Below are 18,788 nucleotides of genomic sequence, written 5' to 3'. Positions count from 1 at the left end.
CGACGGCCCGTCAGTTCTCGAGAATGCTGACGCGCACGCTGTTTTCGTAGACGTCGACCTGGATCAGCGGTTCGCCATTGACGATGGCGCGCTTGGTCGAGGAACTCATCGCGCCGCCGCGTTCCAGCATGCGCTGCAGGTCGGCGCGCTGGTCGTTGGTCCTGAACCAGCCATCAGCCTCGTCGTCGCTGTCACGGCGGTGGAATTTGTGCCAGTTGGCGCGGTCCTGCCGCACCATCTGCGCGGCATTGTCCAGCGCATAGCCGTCACTCGCCTGATGGTCGCGATCGGAAATGCGCGCGACATAGGATCCCAGCATGTCGTCGGCATGAGCCGCGACGACGCCAAGCAGTGACGCCAGCAATAGGCCTGCTCCGGTTACGATTCCAGATTTTCTCATGGCCCCCCCTTTACCCCTAGTGATGAAATCCCGTCTGCCAGAAATGCCTGGAACGGGGACTGCCTGGCAATGGTGCGCCGGGCGCCAGATCGCCGTCAAGTCACGCCATCGATGTCGGCTGTCTTTGAGCCGAGGCTACTTGGTGTAGCCGTTGGGAGGCATGCGCTGCCCTGCTGCCGGGGCCGGAGCGCTCGGCGGGGCGGGTTTGTTCTCGGCGTTCCCTGAGGGGGCAGCGGAAGCGGTGGCCGTTGCCGGCGCGGTGCCAGCGGCCGGCGCGGCACCGGTCGCTGGTGCAGCGGTTGGCGCGGGTGCCGGGAAATCGGGACCGGTAACGCCGCCACGGATGACCATCGGGCCTGGCTGGAAGCCGTGTCCGGTCGCGGGCTTGTCCGGGATCGCCGCTACCTTTTCATCGGTGACGTCGGGCGGCGCTTCCCCTACTGCCATCACCGACCGCGCATCGCTGGTGTTGACCGCATCGACGATTCCAGGCTGGTTGGGAGCGCCGATCCTGACGATCGATGGTGTGGAGGATGGCGTGCCTGGAAAAACCAGGGATGACGCCTGGGCTTCGCCGGCCGCAACAGCAAGAATGATACCCAGCAGGATACGCGCAGACACTGATGTCGCTCCCCTTTGCCCAGAAGCTGTTCGATAGCAGGCCGGAATTGATGCCGGCTTTCGTGGAACCATAGCATTTTAGGGATTGATAAATCGCCAATGCTCCTGCTCGCCAACAAACGGTTACCCAACAGCCGACTTGCCCAATGGCCGCCATCGTACTACGCACCCCGCATCTGTGAGGTGACGAGAGTGGCTGAAATACTTGGCTCGGGCGAGGCGCTGGAGCGGGCGCTGGCGCTGCTCAGGGAGGGCGATGTCGTCGCCATCCCGACGGAAACCGTCTACGGGCTGGCTGGCGACGCGACCAACGGCATCGGCGTCGCGCGCATCTTCGAAGCCAAGGGGCGGCCGCGCTTCAACCCGCTGATCGCCCATGTCGCCGACATGGCGATGGCCGAGCGCCTCGCGCTGTTCGATCCGCTGTCGAAGAAACTCGCGCGCGCGTTCTGGCCCGGTCCGCTGACGCTGGTGCTGCCGCAACGGCCCGGCAACGGCATCCATCCGCTCGTCACCGCCGGGCTCGATACAATCGCCTTGCGCATGCCGAGGGGCTTTGGCGGCGATCTGATCGCCAGGCTCGGCCGCCCGCTTGCCGCGCCCAGCGCCAATTCATCCGGCAGGATCAGCGCAACGACCGCGCAAGCGGTGGCAGCCGATCTCGGTGCGCGGATAAAGCTGGTGGTCGATGGCGGCGCAACCCCGGTCGGGCTGGAATCGACGATTCTCAAGGCCGAGGGGGAAAGAATGCGGCTGCTGAGGCCCGGCGGCATCGCTGCCGAGGAGATCGAGGCCGCCATCGGCATGGAATTGTTGCGCGGCGGCACCGCCAGTATCGAGGCGCCGGGCATGCTTGCCTCGCACTATGCGCCAGGTGCCGCGATGCGGCTCAATGCCGGCACGGTCGGCGAGGGCGAGGCTTTGCTCGGCTTCGGCGGCCAGAGGGCACAAGGCTGGCACCGCGCCGAAGCCTTCCTCAATTTGTCCGAAACCGGTGACCTGCGCGAAGCGGCGAGCAATCTGTTCGCCTGTATGCAGGCACTCGACCGCAGCGGCGCGCGCACCATCGCCGTCGAGCCTATTCCCTGCGACGGGCTCGGCGAAGCGATCAACGATCGGCTGTCGCGTGCAGCCGCCCCTCGTGACATCACGCAACCCGCAACATAGTTTCCCCCATGATCGAAATCACAGAGACACTCGATCCCGCCCTCATCGATCGCTTCGCTGCGATCGTCGGCGACAGATATGCGCTGCGTGATCAGCAGGACATCGCGCCCTACCTCATTGAGCGACGTGGGCTCTGGCACGGCGCGACGTCGCTGGTGCTGCGGCCGGGCAGCCTCGACGAGGTCAGCCGGATCATGCGGCTGGCGACCGAGACGGGAACGCCGATCGTGCCGCAAAGCGGCAACACCGGGCTGGTCGGCGCGCAGGTGCCGGACAGGTCCGGGCGCGAAATCGTCCTGTCGCTGTCGCGGCTGAACCGCATCCGCGAGATCGACGTCCTGTCCAACACGGTGACGGTCGAGGCCGGTGTCATCCTGCAGACGCTGCAGGAGGCAGCCGACGCCGCCGACCGGCTGTTCCCGCTGTCGCTGGCCGCGCAAGGCTCCTGCCAGATCGGGGGCAATCTTTCCTCCAATGCCGGCGGCACCGGCGTGCTTGCCTACGGCAATGCGCGTGAACTTTGCCTCGGTGTCGAGGTGGTGCTGCCGACCGGCGAGGTGTTCGACGACCTGCGCAAGCTGAAGAAGGACAACACCGGCTACGATCTAAAAAACCTGTTCGTCGGCGCCGAAGGCACGCTCGGCGTCATCACCGCCGCCGTGCTGAAGCTGTTCCCGAAGCCGAAGGGGCGCGAAGTCGCCTTCGTCGGCCTGTCGTCGCCCGAGGCGGCACTTTCGCTGTTCGGCCTGGCCATGGACCGTGCCGGGGCAGCACTCACCGCTTTCGAACTGATCGGCAGGCGGCCATATGATTTCACCCTGGCGCATGCCCAGGGTGTGGTGCGGCCGCTGATCGAGGACTGGCCGTGGTACGTGCTGATGCAGATTTCATCAGGCCGTTCGTCGGAAGATTCGCGAGCGTTGATCGAGGATGTGCTCTCGGCTGGCCTCGAACAGGAATTCGTCGGCGACGCCGTCATTGCCGCGAGTCTCGCGCAGGGCGATGCCTTCTGGAATTTCCGCGAGCTGCTGCCCGAGGCGCAGAAACCGGAGGGGGCCTCGATCAAGCACGACATTTCGGTGCCTATCGCCTCGATCCCGCGTTTCATCGAAGAAGCCGCCGGCGCGGTGGCGTCGGTGAGCGCCGGCGCGCGCGTGGTCTGCTTCGGCCATATGGGCGACGGCAATCTCCACTACAACATTTCCCGGCCCGTCGACGGCGACGATGAGGCGTTCCTCGCTCTCTATCACCCCATGAACAAGGCGGTGCACGATGTGGTGCGCAGCCTGCACGGTTCGATCTCGGCCGAGCATGGCATCGGCCAGTTGAAGCGCGACGAACTGATCGCCACCGCGCCGCCGATGGCGATCGATCTGATGCGAAGGGTGAAGGCCGCTTTCGACCCGGCCGGCATCATGAATCCGGGTAAGGTTATCTGATCCTTTCGACATCTTGTGGCTGGTGGGATTCCGATAACCATCCCTGAGATCAGCAAAATTTAACCGACTTTCTTAAGCGGGGCGGTAAGGAGCCCGCGCTACTGTCTCCATACAAACGAGGCTGGAAAAACCGGCCCGGAGAGAACCGGACACCGGCTCTCAGGAGACAGACAGGAAGGCCACTCTATGAACACCGGACTGAAGCCAGTCTGGGCGGGACGCAACATGCGTCTCGACCCATTCCGCCTGCCGCAAGTGGTGAGCTACGCGACTCGCGACGACTACGGCGATGTAACCTTCACCATCGACCAGCGCGGCGCCGTGATCCGCCGCTTGCTCGAGATGAGCGGCCTGCCCGCGATCATCGTTCTGCCTTCCAATGCGTTCCGCGGCGTTGCCGCCCGCGCCATGGAGGATCCGGACGGCAATGTCACGGTGACCCTGGAACTCCTGCACAACGACCCGATGCTGTCGGTGCCGCTGCTGGTGGCCGACGATCTCGACGATGTCGCAGCCGACTGGCGCGCCTGGGCCGACGCTTACCGCCTGCCGATGCTGCTCATCGAATCGGACGGCGTTGCCCGCACCCTGGAAGAATCGCTCGGCGCCGCCATCAAGACGCTGCCGCCGCAGGATCGGCGCAAGGGGCGGATTTCGAACACGCGCCGCCCGCGTTTCCTCGCTCGCCGCAGAGCTGGCGACCTCGGTCTCAGGCTGGTCGTCGACGGCCAGGAGATTATTTCGCGGGAGTAGGAAGGTTCTTCCTTCTCCCCCTGTGGGAGAAGGTGGCCGAGCGAAGCTCGGTCGGATGAGGGGTGTTCCAGCTTGGCAACGCCGGCACTCCGTCCAGCACCCCTCAACCGTCTTGGCGCTGCGCGCCAATCCACCTTCTCCCACAAGGGGAGAAGGGAAAAAGCCCGCTAAACCAGCGGCTTCAGAGCCACCCACACAGCGCCGCCGATCAGGCCGAGGAAGATCAGCCAGCCGACCTGGTTGTTCGACCTGAACAGGCGCAGGCATTGGTCCGGATTGTCGATGTCCAACACGGCGATCTGCCGCGCCATATGGGTGCCGGCGGCGATCAGCCCGGCCAGCGCCACCACCGGCGCCTGCGCCGACGCGAAGGCGATGGCGAAGCAGATCAGCGCGCCGCCATAAAGTCCGGCCAGCCAGGCCTTGGTGTTGTCGCCGAACAGGCGTGCCGTCGAGCGCACGCCGACAATGGCGTCATCTTCCTTGTCCTGGTGCGCGTAGATCGTGTCGTAGCCGATCACCCACAGGATCGAGCCGATATAGAGCATGACAGCAGGCCCATCGAGATCGCCGAACTCGACCGCCCATCCCATCAGCGCGCCCCAGGAAAAAGCAAGGCCGAGCACCAGTTGCGGCCAGTTGGTTATCCGCTTCATGAACGGATATATGGCGATGACCGCCAGTGAGCAGATGCCGAGCAGGACGGCAAAGCTGTTGAACTGGATGAGCACGACGAGGCCGACCAGGGCCTGCAGGACGAGAAACAGCCATGCCCGCCGGCGCGTCGCCTTGCCTGACGGCAGCGGTCGCGAGCGCGTGCGCTCCACCTGGTTGTCGATGTCCTCGTCGACGAGGTCGTTGTAGGTGCAGCCGGCGCCGCGCATGGCGATGGCCCCGACCAGGAACAGCACAAGATACAAAGGCGCCGGCAGCAGTGAGAGCAGCGGGTCGCCGGGACGCGGATAGGCGCTTGCCGCCAAGGCCGCCGACCACCAGCACGGCCACAGCAGCAGTTGCCAGCCTATCGGCCTGTCCCACCGCGCAAGCTGCGCATAGGGCCATATCGAGCGCGGCAGCACGCGGTAGACCCAATGGCCGTTCGGCGCATCGGCGACACGGCCCTGGGCCGCTTTCGACTGGATGGTTTCCATGCCCATGGAGTGGCAGCAGCGGCGGAAACCGTCAAGCGGCAAGCGGAGACGCGGCGCCCGTCAGCCTTTCACGAGGCAAAGATGTCGCGGGTGGCGAACCAGTCCTTGGCCACCTCGACGAAGGCCAGCGCTGCATTCGACACACGCTGATGCGTGTCATAGGTAAGCAGGATCCGCTGCATGGGCAGCGGATCCGACAGCGGCTTGCAGATGAGCGGCAGCCCGTCATAGCTGCGGTCGCCATGCGGGCGGGTGTAGCTGACCGCAACGCCGAAGCCGTTGGCGACCATGCTCCGTTGCAGTTCGAACGAGCTTGTCGTCATGTCGGCCACAGGCGAAAGGCCGCGGCTGCGGAACAGGTCGAGCATATGCTGCCAGCTGTGCGGCTGGTCGGTGGTGATCAGCGGATAGGCGGCCAGATCGGCAAGGCTGACCGACGGGCGATCCGCCAGGGCATGGCCTGCCGGCAACAGCGCGTGCGGGCGAAGTTCACGCAGCAGGATGCGGGCGAAATGCGTCGGCAGGCTGAGATCATAAGTCAGGCCGAGATCGATGGCCGCGTCACCCAGCCGTCGACCCAGCGTCTCGAACGTCTCGTCGCGAACGACGATCTTGACGGCCGGATAGCGTTCGGAGAAGGCGCGGATCAAAGCCGGCGCGAAGAAAGGCGCCAGATCCTCGAAGCATCCCAACACCAACTCGCCGCTGACAGCCGATTTGCTTGAACCCAGGCCGATGAGTTCCTCCGTTTCGGTGAGAACCTGCCTTGCCTTGGCCACGACGGCGCGGCCGAACGATGTCGGCGACACGCCGCTTCCCCGCTGGCGGACGAACAGTTTCTGGCCGAAATTCTTTTCGACCGCGTCGATGGCCACCGAGATCGACGGCTGAGAGACGTTCAGCATCCTTGCCGCGCCGGTGACGCTGCCGTGACGCGCCACGGCAACCAGATAGCGCAGCTGCGTGAAAGTCACACTCATAGAGGCACTCTATATGTCAGATCGATAGTTATTATTTTACCGAATGAATAGATGTTGCGATAGTGGCTTTATTCCAAGAGGAGAACGCCATGGCTTCCCGGACTGCCACCCTCGACGCCACCAGGATCGGCGCGTCCACGATTGCCGACTATCAGCGTGACGGCGCTGTTTGCATTCGCGGCGCCTTCAAGGGCTGGGTCGACACGATTGCCGCCGGCATCGAACGCAACATGCAGAACCGCAGCGCCACCGCATCCGACATAGCCAACGGTCGCGGTAGTTTCTTCGATGACTACTGCAACTGGGAGCGCATCCCCGAATTCGTCAGCCTGGTACGGGACTCACCCGCCGCCGAACTGGCGGCGGCGGTGATGCAGTCGCGCACCGCGCAGTTCTTCCATGATCATGTGCTGGTGAAGGAACCCGGCACGCAGAAGCCGACGCCCTGGCATCAGGACATCCCCTACTATTTCGTCGATGGCCAACAGACGGTGAGCTTCTGGATACCCATCGACCCGGTGAAAGAGGCGACGCTGCGGCTGATCGCCGGCTCGCACAAATGGGACAAGATGATCCTGCCGGTGCGCTGGCTCGACGATAGCAATTTCTATGCCGGCGAGGGCGACTATCTGCCGGTGCCCGATCCCGACAAGGACCCTTCGATGAAGGTGCTCGAATGGGAAATGGAGCCGGGCGACGCCATCCTGTTCGACTTCAGGACCGCGCATGGCGCGCGTGGCAATATGACCGCGGCGCGGCGCCGGGCGCTGTCGCTGCGCTGGGTCGGTGACGATGCGCGCTATGTCGAGCGGCCGGGCCGCACCTCGCCGCCCTATCATGGCCACGGCATGCAGCCGGGCGAGAGGCTGCGCGAGGACTGGTTTCCGGTGGTTTTCTCCGCCTAGCGAATCGCCAGAAAATTGGCGGCGGTATCCGCCGCCAATTTTCTGCGGGGATAACGTTCCCGTGCGCAATTGCGATCTAAACACCCTGATGCCTTGACCCGTCGCCCGGAGAGCAATAGCGGGTCTCCAAGAGACTGTTTCGAAATTCGCTCTGGCGAGTCATATGGTGGTGGTTTCGAGAACCGCAGCGGAGCGGACATTTGGTCCGTGAGCTCAGTTCTACTGCACGCAGTAGAACGGGAAGCGCAGAAAACGCCATCAGATGGCCGCCAGAGCAGAATTTCGGCATCAAGAGGTGGCCATGAACGTTCTTCTTCTGGGCTCCGGCGGCCGCGAACATGCGCTCGCCTGGAAGATCGCCGCGTCGCCGCTGCTGACGAAGCTTTATGCCGCCCCCGGCAATCCGGGCATTGGCGGCGAGGCCGAACTGGTCAAGCTCGACATCGCCGATCACGCCGCGGTCACCGCATTCTGCCGGGAGAAAAAAATCGACCTCGTCGTGGTCGGTCCGGAAGGCCCGCTGGTCGCCGGTATTGCCGACGATCTGCGCGCCGAAAATATCCGCGTCTTCGGTCCCTCCAAGGCAGCGGCACAGCTGGAAGGCTCGAAAGGTTTCACCAAGGACCTCTGCGCCCGCTACAACATCCCGACCGCCGCCTATGGCCGTTTCAGTGACCTGGCCTCGGCCAGGGCCTATGTCGAAAAGACCGGGGCGCCGATCGTCATCAAGGCCGACGGGCTCGCTGCCGGCAAGGGCGTCACCGTCGCCATGACGCTCAGTGAAGCACAGGCAGCCCTCGATGCCTGCTTCGATGGTTCCTTCGGCGCCGCCGGCGCGGAAGTTGTGGTCGAGGAATTCATGACCGGCGAGGAGGCGAGCTTCTTCTGTCTTTGCGACGGTACCACCGCACTGCCCTTCGGCACCGCGCAGGATCACAAGCGCGTCGGCGACGGCGACACCGGTCCGAACACTGGCGGCATGGGGGCCTATTCGCCGGCACCGGTGATGACGCCGGAACTGGTCGAGCGCACCATGCGTGAGATCATCGAGCCGACCATGCGCGGCATGGCCGAACTGGGCGCGCCTTTCTCCGGCGTGCTGTTTGCCGGGCTGATGATCACCGACAAGGGGCCGAAGCTGATCGAATACAACACCCGCTTCGGCGATCCGGAATGCCAGGTGCTGATGATGCGGCTGAAGGATGATCTGCTGGTCCTGCTCAACGCGGCAACCGACGGCCAGTTGGCACATACTTCGGTGCGCTGGCGCGACGAGGCGGCATTGACCGTGGTGATGGCGGCGAGAGGCTATCCCGGCACGCCGGAAAAAGGCTCGGTCATCCGCGGCGTCGAAGACGCGGCAAGCGACGGCGTCCAGGTCTTCCACGCCGGCACCGCCATCAATGGCGGCGCGCTGGTGGCCAATGGCGGCCGCGTCCTCAACGTGACGGCATCAGGCGCCACGGTCGGCGAGGCGCAGAAACGAGCCTATGCCGCGCTCGACCGCATCGACTGGCCGGACGGGTTCAGCCGCCGCGATATCGGCTGGCAGGCGGTGGCGCGCGAACAGGGAACCTGAAGTCCGCGTTGGCTTACCGCTGGCCGCGGTCGAGTTCGGTCGAAGCGGTGCTGAGCGGATCGGCAGCGGCAAACGCAGCGTCGAGTTGTGCGGGCGAACGCCGCTCGGTCCGCTTCCAGGCGACATATTGGACAATGCCGAAACTCGGTCTCCGGGGCACCGTCTTCACGACCGGCATGCGGAAGCCGTCGCGGAAACGGGACCAGCGTGTGCCCAACGCTGCGACCATGTCCTCGAAAGTCGGCGGCGCGGCCACAGACGCATAGGTGATGGTGACATTGCCGGCGAGGCCGGCCTCGCGTGAAACCGGCAGCGGTATGGAGGCGAGATAGTCCGGCGGCACGTCGATAAGCCCGCCGAACGGCCATTGCGCGCGCAGCGTGGCGGCGTCGGTCGGCGCGACATTGACGTCTATGTCGTTAGGCGTGCCGGCAACCCTGTAAGGGCAGCGGAAACGGCCGCAATTGGCTTGCGCCGAAAACTGCCACAGTGCGTAGCCTTGCCAGTTGCCCATCGGAAAATGCACGTCGATGTCGGACTTATAGCGGGCATACCAGAGCGGCAGCCGCGACAGGAGCCGGTATCGGTAGCTGTTGTCGGCAATGTACTGGGCGGTCTTGCCGTTGGTGTACAGCACCGGGAAACGGCCGATGCGCCGATGCACCTGGCGGACGAACTCCTCGGCATCGTCGAGCGACATCCATTGCGAGGGATCATTGCCCTCAATGTCGAGAGCCATGAGATCGTCGGGCGCAGGCTCGGCGAAATCGAGGAAATTGTTGGCCTGTTCGACCGGATTGCCCGGGCGGGCAAGGTGATAGGCGCCCCATTTCAGGCCGAGTGCCTTGGCCACCACCCGGCGCGTCTGGAACAGTTCGCGCGTCACCGCATGGCGTTTCCACAGCGCCTTGCAAAGCTTCACCTCAATGTCGTTGCCCAGGCAGAAATAGGGCGGCGGCATGCCGTCGGAGGCCTTGTTGATGAAGCCGACGACCCGCTTGTCGGTGGCGAGTTGGGCCCAACCGATGGAATTGTATTCGTAGGCATCGACCACCAAAGCGCGGTCGGCGTTCTTCCAGGGTTCGGAAAAATCCGAAGCCTTTGCCGCCGTGGACAGCGCCATCGTCGCCGCCAAGGCGAGAAGCGCCAGCGCATGTCGCCCAAAAGTGTGCAGCGGTTTTGGGGCAACGACATGCGGAGGAAACAATGGCTTGAAGGGCGTCGGCACGACACTCTTCAAGCGGCGAAGGAGACGCGCCGTCCTTTTCAAAACAGGGAATCCCCGTTGATCAAAGACAAATCCTGAACGGCTATGGTTAAGGAAGTACTTTCGGGGCTGACTTCAGAAAAGCTGGCGACGCATCAGCTGCTAGAATTCAAACGGGTCCGGAGCCGGCTCTTGCCGCAGCGTGCCCTCGGCGGCGCGTTTGCGGTGGTGGGCGAGTGAGCATTGCGGCGAGCATAATATGCCGCGATCCGACCAGTAGGCGGCCCCGTGGTCCAGTCTGCCGCCATGGTAGCAGAACCCCTCCGCTCGATAGGGCAGGCCGCATTCGATGCAGCGATAGGCGTCGGGTCTGGCAAGCATGGGCTGTTCCGGTTGGCTGGTTCTGATCCGTCGCCGGTCGACTTGATCCGGCATGGATTGAACTTAATACGCGCCGCCGCGATTGCAAAATCCGCGTGACAAAATTTGACGTTTACGTAAAAAGAAGATGGGAGAGCGCTGATACGGCGGGTGGTTTTGCAGCGGCGCTGGCTCTAGGGTCGGCAGGACCGATGCATCGGAAGGAGTAAGCGGCATGTATAGGGCACCGGTCGAGGATATCGCCTTCACGCTCAAGCACGTCGCCGGCATGAAATCGGCGCTCGATGCCGGCAGGTTCGGCGATCTCGGCGATGACCTGGTCGATGCCGTTCTTGGCGAGGCCGGCCGCTTCGCCACTGAAGAGGTCGCACCGCTCTACACGATCGGCGATCGGCAAGGTGCCGTGCTGAAGGACGCTGCCGTCACCACACCACCCGGCTGGAAGGAACTCTATCGCCGCTGGATCGATGGCGGCTGGAACGCGCTCTCCGGGCCTGAGGAATATGGCGGCCAGGCGCTGCCGACCATGCTTGGCGTTGCCGCGCTCGAAATGTGGAACTCCGCCGCCATGGCCTTCGGCATCGGCCCGACGCTGACCATGGGCGCTGTCGAAGCGCTCGACAAACACGCCTCCACAGACCTCAAGGCAAAGTATCTCGGAAAGCTCGTCTCCGGCGAGTGGATGGGCACGATGAACCTGACCGAGCCGCAAGCCGGTTCGGACCTCGCCGCCTTGCGCGCCCGCGCGGAGCCGGTGGGTGACGGCAGCTACCGCATCTTCGGCCAGAAAATCTTCATCACCTATGGCGAGCACGATTTCACCGACAACATCATCCATCTGGTGCTGGCGCGGCTACCGGATGCGCCGGCCGGCACGCGCGGCATATCGCTGTTCCTGGTGCCGAAAATCCTGGTCGGCGACGATGGCGCGCTCGGCGCGCGCAACGATGTCTTCTGTTCCGGACTTGAGCACAAGCTCGGCATCCACGCCTCGCCGACCTGCACCATGATCTATGGCGATGGTTTCCAGGGCGCCAAGCCCGGCGCTATCGGCTGGCTGATCGGCGAGGAGAACAAGGGCCTCGCCTGCATGTTCACGATGATGAACAATGCGCGGCTTTGTGTCGGCATGCAGGGGGTAGCGGTCGCGGAAGCCGCAACGCAGAAGGCGATCGCCTATGCCAATGAACGCCGGCAGGGCAAGGCCGCGAGCTACACTGGCACGGGTATGGCGCCGATCGTCCATCACCCCGATGTCCAGCGTAACCTGCTGACCATGAAGGCGCTGACCCAAACCGCGCGCGCCATCAGCTATTCCTGTGCCCACGCCATCGACATGGCCGGTGTCTCCGCCGGTGACGAGGCGGCCCACTGGCGCGACCGCGCCAATCTGCTGACGCCGCTGGCAAAGGCGTTCTCGACCGATATCGGCGTCGAGGTTGCCTCACTCGGCCTCCAGGTTCATGGCGGCATGGGCTTCATCGAGGAGACGGGAGCGGCCGCCTTCTATCGTGATTCGCGCATCGCCCCGATCTACGAGGGCACCAACGGCATTCAGGCGATCGATCTGGTGATGCGCAAGCTGCCGCTCGGCGGCGGCGACCATGTGCATGGTTATATCGCCGAACTGGCTGATATGGCCGCAGCGGTGCGGACCTCGAACCTGCAGGGTTTCGGCCGCACCGCCGACGCTCTCGACGCGGCACTTGGCGATCTCAGCGAAGCGACCCGCTTCCTGCAGAAACTGGCGGCCGAAGGCCGGGCGGACGAGGCGCTGGCGGGTGCGACGCCCTATCTCAGGCTGATCTCGCTTGCCGCCGGCGGCGCCTATCTGGCGCGCGGCGCTCTTGCCGACCAAGGCCGTATTCCCCTTTGCCGCTTCTTCGCCGAAAACCTGCTCGGCGAGGTCAGCGCTTTGCGGGCGCGCGTCATCGATGGCGCCGAAAGCCTCGCCGCTGCCGGAAAAACGCTGATTTCCGCCTGACGTTCACAAGGAAAGAACCGTGACAGACCATATCCTCGTCGAGCGCCAGGGCGCCATCCAGATCATCCGCATGAACCGGCCGGACAAGAAGAACGCGCTGACGCGCGCCATGTATGCGAAAATGTCAAAAAGCCTGGCAGAAGGCGACGCCGACCCGGAGATCCGCGTCCATGTCTTTCTCGGCGTGCCCGGCGCCTTCTCCTCAGGCAACGACCTTGCCGACTTCATGATCATCGCCACCGGTGGTGACGGCGGCACCGAAGTCTGGGACTTCCTGATGGCGCTGGCCAGGGTCGAAAAACCCATGGTCTCCGGCGTCGACGGCATCGCGGTCGGCATCGGCACGACGCTCAACCTGCATTGCGACCTGACCTTCGCCACGCCGCGCACCGTGTTCAGGACGCCTTTCGTCGACCTTGGCCTGGTGCCCGAGGCGGGGTCGAGCCTCTTGGCGCCGCGCATCCTCGGGCAGCAGGGTGCCTTCGCGCTGCTCGGCCTCGGCGAGGGCTTTTCGGCTGAACGGGCGAAGGCCGCCGGCCTGATCTACGAGGTGGTCGAGGAAGCAGCACTGGAGGCCTCGGTGCTGGCGGCCGCCGGCCAGATCGCGGCCAAGCCGCCGCAGGCGTTGAAGATCGCGCGCGACCTGATGCGCGGCTCGCGCGACGACCTCGTCGCCCGCATCGGCGAGGAAAGCGAGCATTTTCGCGAGCGCCTGAAGTCCGATGAGGCGCGCGCCGCGCTCACCGCGTTCATGACGAGAAAGAAGGCCTGAGCCTCTTCTTCAGGGATAAAGCCTCGTCTTGTCCCAGGCGCCTTTCGCGTTGCGGCTGAAGACGAGCCGGTCGTGCAGGCGGAACGGCCTGTCGTGCCAGAACTCGATTGTCGTGGGCACGATTCGGAAGCCGGACCAGTGCTTTGGCCGCGGGATCTCGCCGATCGGGTAGCGTGCCGTGTATTCGGCCACTGCCTTCTCCAGCGCAAAGCGGCTTTCCAGCGGCCGCGATTGTTTCGAGGCCCATGCGCCGATGCGGCTGCCGCGCGGCCGTGTCGCATAGTAGGCGTCGGCTTCGGCGTCGCTGACGATCTCCACCGGTCCGCGAATGCGTACCTGGCGGCGCAGTGATTTCCAATGGAAACACATCGCCGCCTTCATGCTGCCAAGAATCTCCTGGCCCTTGGCGCTCTCGAAATTCGTGTAGAAGACAAACCCGCTTTCATCGAACCCCTTGAGCAAAACCATGCGCACATCCGGCATGCCGTCGGCATCGACGGTCGCCAGAGCCACGCCGTTGGGGTCGTTCGGCTCGCTTTTCGTGGCGTCGTCCAGCCATGCGGCAAACAGGCGAAACGGCTCGGCAGCCTCGGTAAAGTCACCGCTTGTTAACTCAGTGTCACTCATAGTTTTTCTCAAATTGTCACGAAGATTCTTACAAAGCCAAGATTCTTAACGAAGCAAGGGGGAGGCTGCCGATTGTCGCTTATCGCGCAAGCTTTTGACAGCAGGCAATGGAGCGTTATCGCTTCGGCCAGCGCGAAAGCCGCGATCGTGGCGGTCGCCTTGCCGCTTGCCGCTTGTGGCGCCGGCGGCTTCAGCCTGGAAAAAGCCGAAGTCGACCGCTCGATCCTGACCAGCAGCACATCGGCCTCGGCCGCGCCGGCCAGTCTGGATCGCGACTCCGACCAGACGACGATCGGCAATGCAGTCTCCTCGGCCGACATCGAGCAGCTCGGCGGGCAGGCCGTCCCATGGGCCAATGCCGGTACCGGCTCGCGCGGTTCCATCACCGATCTGGCGGAATTGAAGGACAACGGCCAGACCTGCCGCCGCTTCAAGGCCTCGCGCGAAAGCTTTGACGGCGTTGCCATGTTCGAAGGCGAACTGTGCCTGGCCAGCGCCGGCGGCTGGCGCATGCAGGACTTCAAGGCGCTCTGATTTTCCGCGTCTGATATGCGGCTCCAGCACTGGAATTTCTTCCTATGGGAGCGCATATAAGAGGCAACCAGAGACTCAACTCTTCTCCAGGGCAGTAAGCATGCGCGACCCCTATGAGGTGCTGGGCGTTGCCAGGAACGCATCGGCCAAAGACATAAAGTCGGCGTACCGGAAACTCGCCAAAAAGCATCATCCGGACCAGAATCCGAATGATCCAAAGGCGAAGGACCGTTTCGCCGCAGCCAACCAGGCCTACGAGATCGTCGGCGACGAAAAGAATCGCGCCGCTTTCGATCGCGGCGAGATCGACGCTGACGGCAAGCCGCGATTCCAGGGCTTTGAGGGCGCTGCCGGTGGCGGCGATCCGTTTGGCGGCTTTCGCCGGCAGCAAGGTCCGGGCGGCTCGCGGTTCGAATTCCGCTCCGGTCGACCCGGTGGCGATCCGTTCGACGGCAACAGCGACATCTTCAGCCAGATTTTTGGCGACACTTTTTCCGGCGCGCGCGGTCCCGGCATGGGCGATCGCCGCCAGCAGACGACCGCTGCCGATCTGAACGTGACGCTCGACGTCACCATCGAGGAAGCGGCGACCGCTGAAAAGGTGACGGCGATGTTCCCCGACGGCCGCAAGGTGGCGGTCAAGCTGCCGGCCTATGTCGAGGATGGCCAGACCATCCGCCTCAAGGGTCAAGGCGAGCAGGGGCCGGGCCAGCCAGGCGACGCGCTGGTCAAGATCCATCTGCGCCGGCATCCACGCTACCGCATCGAAGGCCGCGACCTGCACGCCGATCTGCCGGTGATGCTGGCGGATGCCGTGCTCGGCGCCAAGGTGCCTGTCGAGACGCCGACCGGCAGGCTCGCGGTCAACATTCCGGCCTGGTCGAGCTCCGACAAGGTCCTGCGGCTGAAGGGCAGAGGCCTGCCGGAAAAGGCCGGCGGTCACGGCGATCTCTACGCTCATGTGCGTATCATGCTGCCGGAAGGCGGTGACAGCGCGCTCGAAGCGCTGTTGCGCAGCCAAAAAGGCTGATCGGCGGCTTTTGTCCCCTGAACTGTCCGTTTTGAGCGCTTGAAGGGGCTCTGTGCCTGTGCGATAGGGCAACCCACAAAGCTGAAATCTTGCGGAGAGCGCTCACATGGCGGGTGGACAGGGCCTAATGGCCGGCAAGCGCGGCCTCATTCTTGGCGTCGCCAACAATAGGTCGATCGCTTATGGCATTGCCAAGGCCTGCGTCGATCATGGCGCCGAGATAGCGCTGACCTATCAGGGCGAGGCGTTCAAGAAGCGTGTCGAGCCGCTGGCGGCGGAACTGGGCGCCTTTGTCGCCGGCCATTGCGACGTCACCGATCCGGCGAGCCTGGATGAGGTTTTCGCCAATGTCGCCAGACATTGGGGCAAGCTTGATTTCCTCGTCCACGCCATTGCCTTCTCCGACAAGGATGAGCTGACTGGCCGCTATGTCGAGACGTCACGCGACAATTTCCTGCGCACAATGGACATTTCGGTCTATTCCTTCACCACCATCGCCAAGCGCGCCGAGGCGCTGATGACCGATGGCGGCTCACTGCTGACGCTGACCTACTACGGCGCCGAAAAGGTGATGCCGCACTACAACGTCATGGGTGTCGCCAAGGCGGCGCTCGAGGCCAGCGTGCGCTACCTGGCGGTCGATCTCGGCGCCAAGAAGATCCGCGTCAACGCCATTTCGGCCGGCCCGATCAAGACCCTTGCCGCTTCCGGCATCGGCGATTTCCGCTACATCCTGAAGTGGAACGAGTACAATTCGCCGCTGAAGCAGACGGTGACGCAGGAGGAAGTCGGCGATTCCGGCGTCTATTTCCTGTCCGATCTGTCGCGCGGCGTCACCGGTGAAGTGCACCACGTCGATTCGGGCTACCACGTCGTCGGCATGAAGGCGGTCGACGCGCCTGATATTTCGACGGTCAAGGACTAGCACCCCCCAACCGTCGTCCGTCCCGATCCGCACCGGAAGACCTGATGTACCCGCTGGTTTATATCGCGCGCCACGGCCAGACCGCGTGGAACGCCGAAATGCGGCTTCAGGGGCAGGCTGACACCGATCTCAATGCTCTTGGCCGCGAACAGGCGACCGGCAACGGGCTTCGGCTAGCTGCGTTGGTTCCAGATCCCTGGGAATTCGACTTCGTCGCCAGTCCGATGAAACGGACGCGCGAAACGATGCAGCGTATTCGCGCCGCGATGAAGCTGGATCCGGATGCCTATCGAACCGATCCGCGCCTCGTCGAGGTCAATTTCGGCGATTGGCAGGGATTTACCTTTCCCGAGCTGGAGACGCGGTATCCCGGAGCAAGCGGGACGCGTGCTCTGGACAAGTGGAACTTCCAGCCGCCCGGCGAAGGCGCCGAGAGCTATCAGATGCTGCTCGAACGGGTGAGGCCATGCTTCGACGCGATTGAACGCCAGACGATATGCGTGACCCATGGCGGCGTCATGCGCACCTTGTTTCGTTTCGTTCTGGGATTGGCCGAGGACGAGGCAGCGAACCTGGAAATACCGCAGGATCGCCTGCTCAAGCTCGAAGGCAAGAGTCTGGAGTGGCTTTGATGCATGTCGCCCAAAATTGGCCCCGGTTTTGGGAGAACGACATGCATAAAACAAAGACCTAAAGCGGGTCGCCTGAATCCGTTCAGACGCGACACGCTCTAGGCCATTTCGCAGGCGGCTCGGCGAAAGCTGAACCGCAAACGCTGCATTCAATTGAGGTTGGAAGCTCTAGTTGGCTGAGCTGTCCGGCAGTTCCATGTCGGTGATGACGTTTTCGCCATTGGTCACATCGTAGGCAATGACGATGTCCATGCCCGGCTTCAGCGCGTCGAGATCGGTCTCTGCGTTCAGCTTGTAGGACTTGCCGTCATCCAGCGTCAGCGTCGCCGTGTCCTTGTCGATCTTCTTGATCAGGCCTTCGGTCTGGCCGGCGAAAGCGGCGGTGGAAAGCAGCAGCGTGGCGGCAACGGCGCTAATCAGGGTACGCATAATCGTTCCTCTTTATCATTGCACCGGCATGGCGGCGGGCTGTTCAACAGCGGATGGAGCAGAGCAGAAACCAACCGAATGTGTCAAAACTAAATCCGCCAGATCACAGTTTGACCCCTGTGAAAAACGCCAATAGAACGCAATCTTCAGCCGGCTCCGATGCCGGGCAGGGTATTTCATGTCTCACAACACGTTCGGCCACCTTTTCCGCGTCACCACCTGGGGCGAAAGCCATGGCCCGTCGCTCGGCTGCGTGGTCGACGGCTGTCCGCCCGGCATCCGCTTTACGCGCGACGAGATCCAGGCCGAACTCGACAAGCGCCGGCCGGGACAGTCACGTTTCGTGACGCAGCGTCGCGAACCAGATGAAGTGAAGGTGCTGTCAGGTTTCATCCTCGACGAGGACGGCGAGACGATGATCACCACCGGCACGCCGGTGTCGATGCTGATCGAGAATGTCGACCAGCGTTCAAAGGATTATGGCGAGATCGCCCGCCAGTACCGGCCCGGCCATGCCGACTACACCTATGACGTCAAATACGGGGTGCGCGATTATCGTGGCGGCGGCCGCTCCTCGGCCCGCGAGACGGCAGCCAGAGTGGCGGCCGGTGCCTTGGCGCGCAAGGTGGTGCCCGGCGTGGTGGTGCGCGGTGCGCTGGTGTCGATGGGCGAGAAATCCATCGATCGCGCCAACTGGAACTGGAATTTCATCGGCGATGCGGAAAATCCGTTCTTCACCCCCGATCCGGCTTCCGTTCCTGTCTTCACGCAGTATCTCGACGGCATCCGCAAGGCGGGCTCCTCGGTCGGTGCGGTGATCGAGATCGTCGCCGACGGCGTTCCACCGGGCCTCGGCGCGCCGATCTATGCCAAGCTCGACCAGGACATCGCCTCCGGCCTGATGTCGATCAACGCGGTCAAGGGCGTCGAGATCGGCAACGGCTTCGAGGCCGCCCGCATCACCGGCGAGCAGAATGCCGACGAGATGCGCATCGGCAATGACGGCAAGCCGGTGTTCCTGTCCAACAATGCCGGCGGCATCCTCGGCGGCATCTCGACCGGCCAGGCAATCGTCGCCCGTTTCGCCGTCAAGCCGACCTCGTCGATCCTGACCCCGCGAAAGTCGATCGATAAGGACGGCAAGGACGTCGAGATCATGACCAAGGGCCGCCACGATCCATGCGTCGGCATCCGCGCCGTGCCGATCGGCGAGGCAATGGTTGCCTGTGCGATCGCCGATCATTATCTGCGGCATCGGGGACAGACGGGGAG

General features: G+C 63.8%; 20 protein-coding genes. 12 read left to right on the top strand and 8 right to left on the bottom strand.

All coding sequences use genetic code 11. The features are described from left to right. Positions 1-10: 10 nt before the first annotated feature. Both EOC83_RS25750 and EOC83_RS25745 read right to left on the bottom strand, forming a co-directional pair. Positions 11-400 (bottom strand): hypothetical protein, encoded by a 390-nt coding sequence (locus tag EOC83_RS25750; protein WP_024502648.1) that lies wholly within the window; start codon positions 398-400, stop codon positions 11-13. A gap of 135 nt (positions 401-535) precedes the next feature. Next, positions 536-1,021: a hypothetical protein gene (locus EOC83_RS25745; protein WP_063167658.1), complete on the bottom strand. Its 486-nt coding sequence runs from the start codon at positions 1,019-1,021 to the stop codon at positions 536-538. Positions 1,022-1,213: 192 nt separating this feature from the next. Here EOC83_RS25745 and EOC83_RS25740 point away from each other — a divergent pair, with 192 nt between their 5' ends. The 3 genes from EOC83_RS25740 (at position 1,214) to EOC83_RS25730 (ending at position 4,380) form a co-directional block, all read left to right on the top strand. Then, positions 1,214-2,188, top strand: coding sequence for an L-threonylcarbamoyladenylate synthase (locus EOC83_RS25740; RefSeq protein WP_063167659.1), 975 nt, complete (start codon positions 1,214-1,216; stop codon positions 2,186-2,188). Positions 2,189-2,196: 8 nt separating this feature from the next. Next, positions 2,197-3,627 (top strand): FAD-binding oxidoreductase, encoded by a 1,431-nt coding sequence (locus EOC83_RS25735; RefSeq protein WP_063167660.1) that lies wholly within the window; start codon positions 2,197-2,199, stop codon positions 3,625-3,627. Between the two features lie 186 nt (positions 3,628-3,813). Beyond that, positions 3,814-4,380 (top strand): DUF6101 family protein, encoded by a 567-nt coding sequence (locus EOC83_RS25730; RefSeq protein WP_013532817.1) that lies wholly within the window; start codon positions 3,814-3,816, stop codon positions 4,378-4,380. Between the two features lie 167 nt (positions 4,381-4,547). Here the strand turns inward: EOC83_RS25730 and ubiA are convergent, their stop codons facing one another. Next, on the bottom strand, positions 4,548-5,531 hold the full coding sequence (ubiA, locus tag EOC83_RS25720) for a 4-hydroxybenzoate octaprenyltransferase (RefSeq protein ID WP_063170187.1): 984 nt from the start codon (positions 5,529-5,531) through the stop codon (positions 4,548-4,550). A 68-nt stretch (positions 5,532-5,599) separates the two neighbouring features. Next, positions 5,600-6,511 carry a LysR family transcriptional regulator gene (locus tag EOC83_RS25715; protein ID WP_063167661.1) on the bottom strand — a complete coding sequence of 304 codons (912 nt, stop codon included), beginning with the start codon at positions 6,509-6,511 and terminating at the stop codon, positions 5,600-5,602. 89 nt (positions 6,512-6,600) lie between these two features. On the opposite strand from EOC83_RS25715, the gene EOC83_RS25710 reads away from it, so the two are divergent. Both EOC83_RS25710 and purD read left to right on the top strand, forming a co-directional pair. Then, positions 6,601-7,416, top strand: a complete 816-nt coding sequence (locus tag EOC83_RS25710) for a phytanoyl-CoA dioxygenase family protein (protein WP_013532814.1) — start codon at positions 6,601-6,603, stop codon at positions 7,414-7,416. A gap of 301 nt (positions 7,417-7,717) precedes the next feature. Further along, positions 7,718-8,995, top strand: coding sequence for a phosphoribosylamine--glycine ligase (purD, locus tag EOC83_RS25705; protein WP_063170188.1), 1,278 nt, complete (start codon positions 7,718-7,720; stop codon positions 8,993-8,995). A 13-nt stretch (positions 8,996-9,008) separates the two neighbouring features. On the opposite strand, the gene EOC83_RS25700 is transcribed toward purD, so the two are convergent. After that, on the bottom strand, positions 9,009-10,118 hold the full coding sequence (locus EOC83_RS25700) for a glycoside hydrolase family 25 protein (protein WP_032809930.1): 1,110 nt from the start codon (positions 10,116-10,118) through the stop codon (positions 9,009-9,011). A gap of 246 nt (positions 10,119-10,364) precedes the next feature. Continuing rightward, entirely contained in the window at positions 10,365-10,583 is a 219-nt protein-coding gene (locus tag EOC83_RS25695; protein WP_013532811.1) for a hypothetical protein, read from the bottom strand. 214 nt (positions 10,584-10,797) lie between these two features. On the opposite strand from EOC83_RS25695, the gene EOC83_RS25690 reads away from it, so the two are divergent. Together EOC83_RS25690 and EOC83_RS25685 are read left to right on the top strand one after the other, a co-directional pair. Next, positions 10,798-12,567 (top strand): acyl-CoA dehydrogenase, encoded by a 1,770-nt coding sequence (locus tag EOC83_RS25690; protein ID WP_063167662.1) that lies wholly within the window; start codon positions 10,798-10,800, stop codon positions 12,565-12,567. A gap of 19 nt (positions 12,568-12,586) precedes the next feature. Further along, positions 12,587-13,339, top strand: a complete 753-nt coding sequence (locus EOC83_RS25685) for a crotonase/enoyl-CoA hydratase family protein (RefSeq protein WP_063167663.1) — start codon at positions 12,587-12,589, stop codon at positions 13,337-13,339. 9 nt (positions 13,340-13,348) lie between these two features. Here the strand turns inward: EOC83_RS25685 and pdxH are convergent, their stop codons facing one another. Continuing rightward, the gene (gene pdxH, locus EOC83_RS25680) at positions 13,349-13,966 is read right to left on the bottom strand and encodes a pyridoxamine 5'-phosphate oxidase (RefSeq protein ID WP_063167664.1); all 618 of its coding nucleotides are present in this window, start codon (positions 13,964-13,966) and stop codon (positions 13,349-13,351) included. A gap of 72 nt (positions 13,967-14,038) precedes the next feature. Between pdxH and EOC83_RS25675 the strand changes: the two genes are divergently transcribed. The 4 genes from EOC83_RS25675 (at position 14,039) to EOC83_RS25660 (ending at position 17,087) form a co-directional block, all read left to right on the top strand. Next, entirely contained in the window at positions 14,039-14,500 is a 462-nt protein-coding gene (locus tag EOC83_RS25675; RefSeq protein ID WP_013532805.1) for an RT0821/Lpp0805 family surface protein, read from the top strand. A gap of 100 nt (positions 14,501-14,600) precedes the next feature. Next, positions 14,601-15,530 carry a J domain-containing protein gene (locus EOC83_RS25670; protein ID WP_063167665.1) on the top strand — a complete coding sequence of 310 codons (930 nt, stop codon included), beginning with the start codon at positions 14,601-14,603 and terminating at the stop codon, positions 15,528-15,530. A gap of 106 nt (positions 15,531-15,636) precedes the next feature. After that, entirely contained in the window at positions 15,637-16,455 is an 819-nt protein-coding gene (gene fabI, locus EOC83_RS25665) for an enoyl-ACP reductase FabI (RefSeq protein ID WP_063167666.1), read from the top strand. Between the two features lie 44 nt (positions 16,456-16,499). Next, positions 16,500-17,087, top strand: coding sequence for a histidine phosphatase family protein (locus EOC83_RS25660; RefSeq protein WP_013532802.1), 588 nt, complete (start codon positions 16,500-16,502; stop codon positions 17,085-17,087). A gap of 168 nt (positions 17,088-17,255) precedes the next feature. Here EOC83_RS25660 and EOC83_RS25655 read toward each other — a convergent pair whose 3' ends face one another. After that, the gene (locus tag EOC83_RS25655) at positions 17,256-17,516 is read right to left on the bottom strand and encodes a DUF1344 domain-containing protein (protein WP_013532801.1); all 261 of its coding nucleotides are present in this window, start codon (positions 17,514-17,516) and stop codon (positions 17,256-17,258) included. 178 nt (positions 17,517-17,694) lie between these two features. Here EOC83_RS25655 and aroC point away from each other — a divergent pair. After that, positions 17,695-18,788: chorismate synthase (gene aroC, locus EOC83_RS25650; RefSeq protein WP_127325992.1), on the top strand; the 1,094-nt coding region annotated here is incomplete at its 3' end.

Origin of the sequence: Mesorhizobium sp. Primo-A, assembly GCF_003997175.1 — a bacterium.
Classification (GTDB): domain Bacteria; phylum Pseudomonadota; class Alphaproteobacteria; order Rhizobiales; family Rhizobiaceae; genus Mesorhizobium; species Mesorhizobium ciceri.
The sequence above is the reverse complement of the archived record's forward strand: the minus strand, read 5'-3'. Positions and strand labels throughout refer to the sequence as shown.

Excerpts from the sequence above, each read along its gene's own strand:
- ubiA (WP_063170187.1), bottom strand. The coding sequence starts at position 5,531 with ATGGAAACCATCCAGTCGAAAGCGGCCCAGGGCCGTGTCGCCGATGCG.
- EOC83_RS25710 (WP_013532814.1), top strand. The coding sequence starts at position 6,601 with ATGGCTTCCCGGACTGCCACCCTCGACGCCACCAGGATCGGCGCGTCC.
- EOC83_RS25660 (WP_013532802.1), top strand. The coding sequence starts at position 16,500 with ATGTACCCGCTGGTTTATATCGCGCGCCACGGCCAGACCGCGTGGAAC.
- EOC83_RS25735 (WP_063167660.1), top strand. The coding sequence starts at position 2,197 with ATGATCGAAATCACAGAGACACTCGATCCCGCCCTCATCGATCGCTTC.
- EOC83_RS25750 (WP_024502648.1), bottom strand. The coding sequence starts at position 400 with ATGAGAAAATCTGGAATCGTAACCGGAGCAGGCCTATTGCTGGCGTCA.
- pdxH (WP_063167664.1), bottom strand. The coding sequence starts at position 13,966 with ATGAGTGACACTGAGTTAACAAGCGGTGACTTTACCGAGGCTGCCGAG.
- EOC83_RS25670 (WP_063167665.1), top strand. The coding sequence starts at position 14,601 with ATGCGCGACCCCTATGAGGTGCTGGGCGTTGCCAGGAACGCATCGGCC.
- EOC83_RS25730 (WP_013532817.1), top strand. The coding sequence starts at position 3,814 with ATGAACACCGGACTGAAGCCAGTCTGGGCGGGACGCAACATGCGTCTC.
- EOC83_RS25655 (WP_013532801.1), bottom strand. The coding sequence starts at position 17,516 with ATGCGTACCCTGATTAGCGCCGTTGCCGCCACGCTGCTGCTTTCCACC.
- purD (WP_063170188.1), top strand. The coding sequence starts at position 7,718 with ATGAACGTTCTTCTTCTGGGCTCCGGCGGCCGCGAACATGCGCTCGCC.
- EOC83_RS25690 (WP_063167662.1), top strand. The coding sequence starts at position 10,798 with ATGTATAGGGCACCGGTCGAGGATATCGCCTTCACGCTCAAGCACGTC.
- fabI (WP_063167666.1), top strand. The coding sequence starts at position 15,637 with ATGGCGGGTGGACAGGGCCTAATGGCCGGCAAGCGCGGCCTCATTCTT.
- EOC83_RS25715 (WP_063167661.1), bottom strand. The coding sequence starts at position 6,511 with ATGAGTGTGACTTTCACGCAGCTGCGCTATCTGGTTGCCGTGGCGCGT.
- EOC83_RS25700 (WP_032809930.1), bottom strand. The coding sequence starts at position 10,118 with ATGGCGCTGTCCACGGCGGCAAAGGCTTCGGATTTTTCCGAACCCTGG.
- EOC83_RS25695 (WP_013532811.1), bottom strand. The coding sequence starts at position 10,583 with ATGCTTGCCAGACCCGACGCCTATCGCTGCATCGAATGCGGCCTGCCC.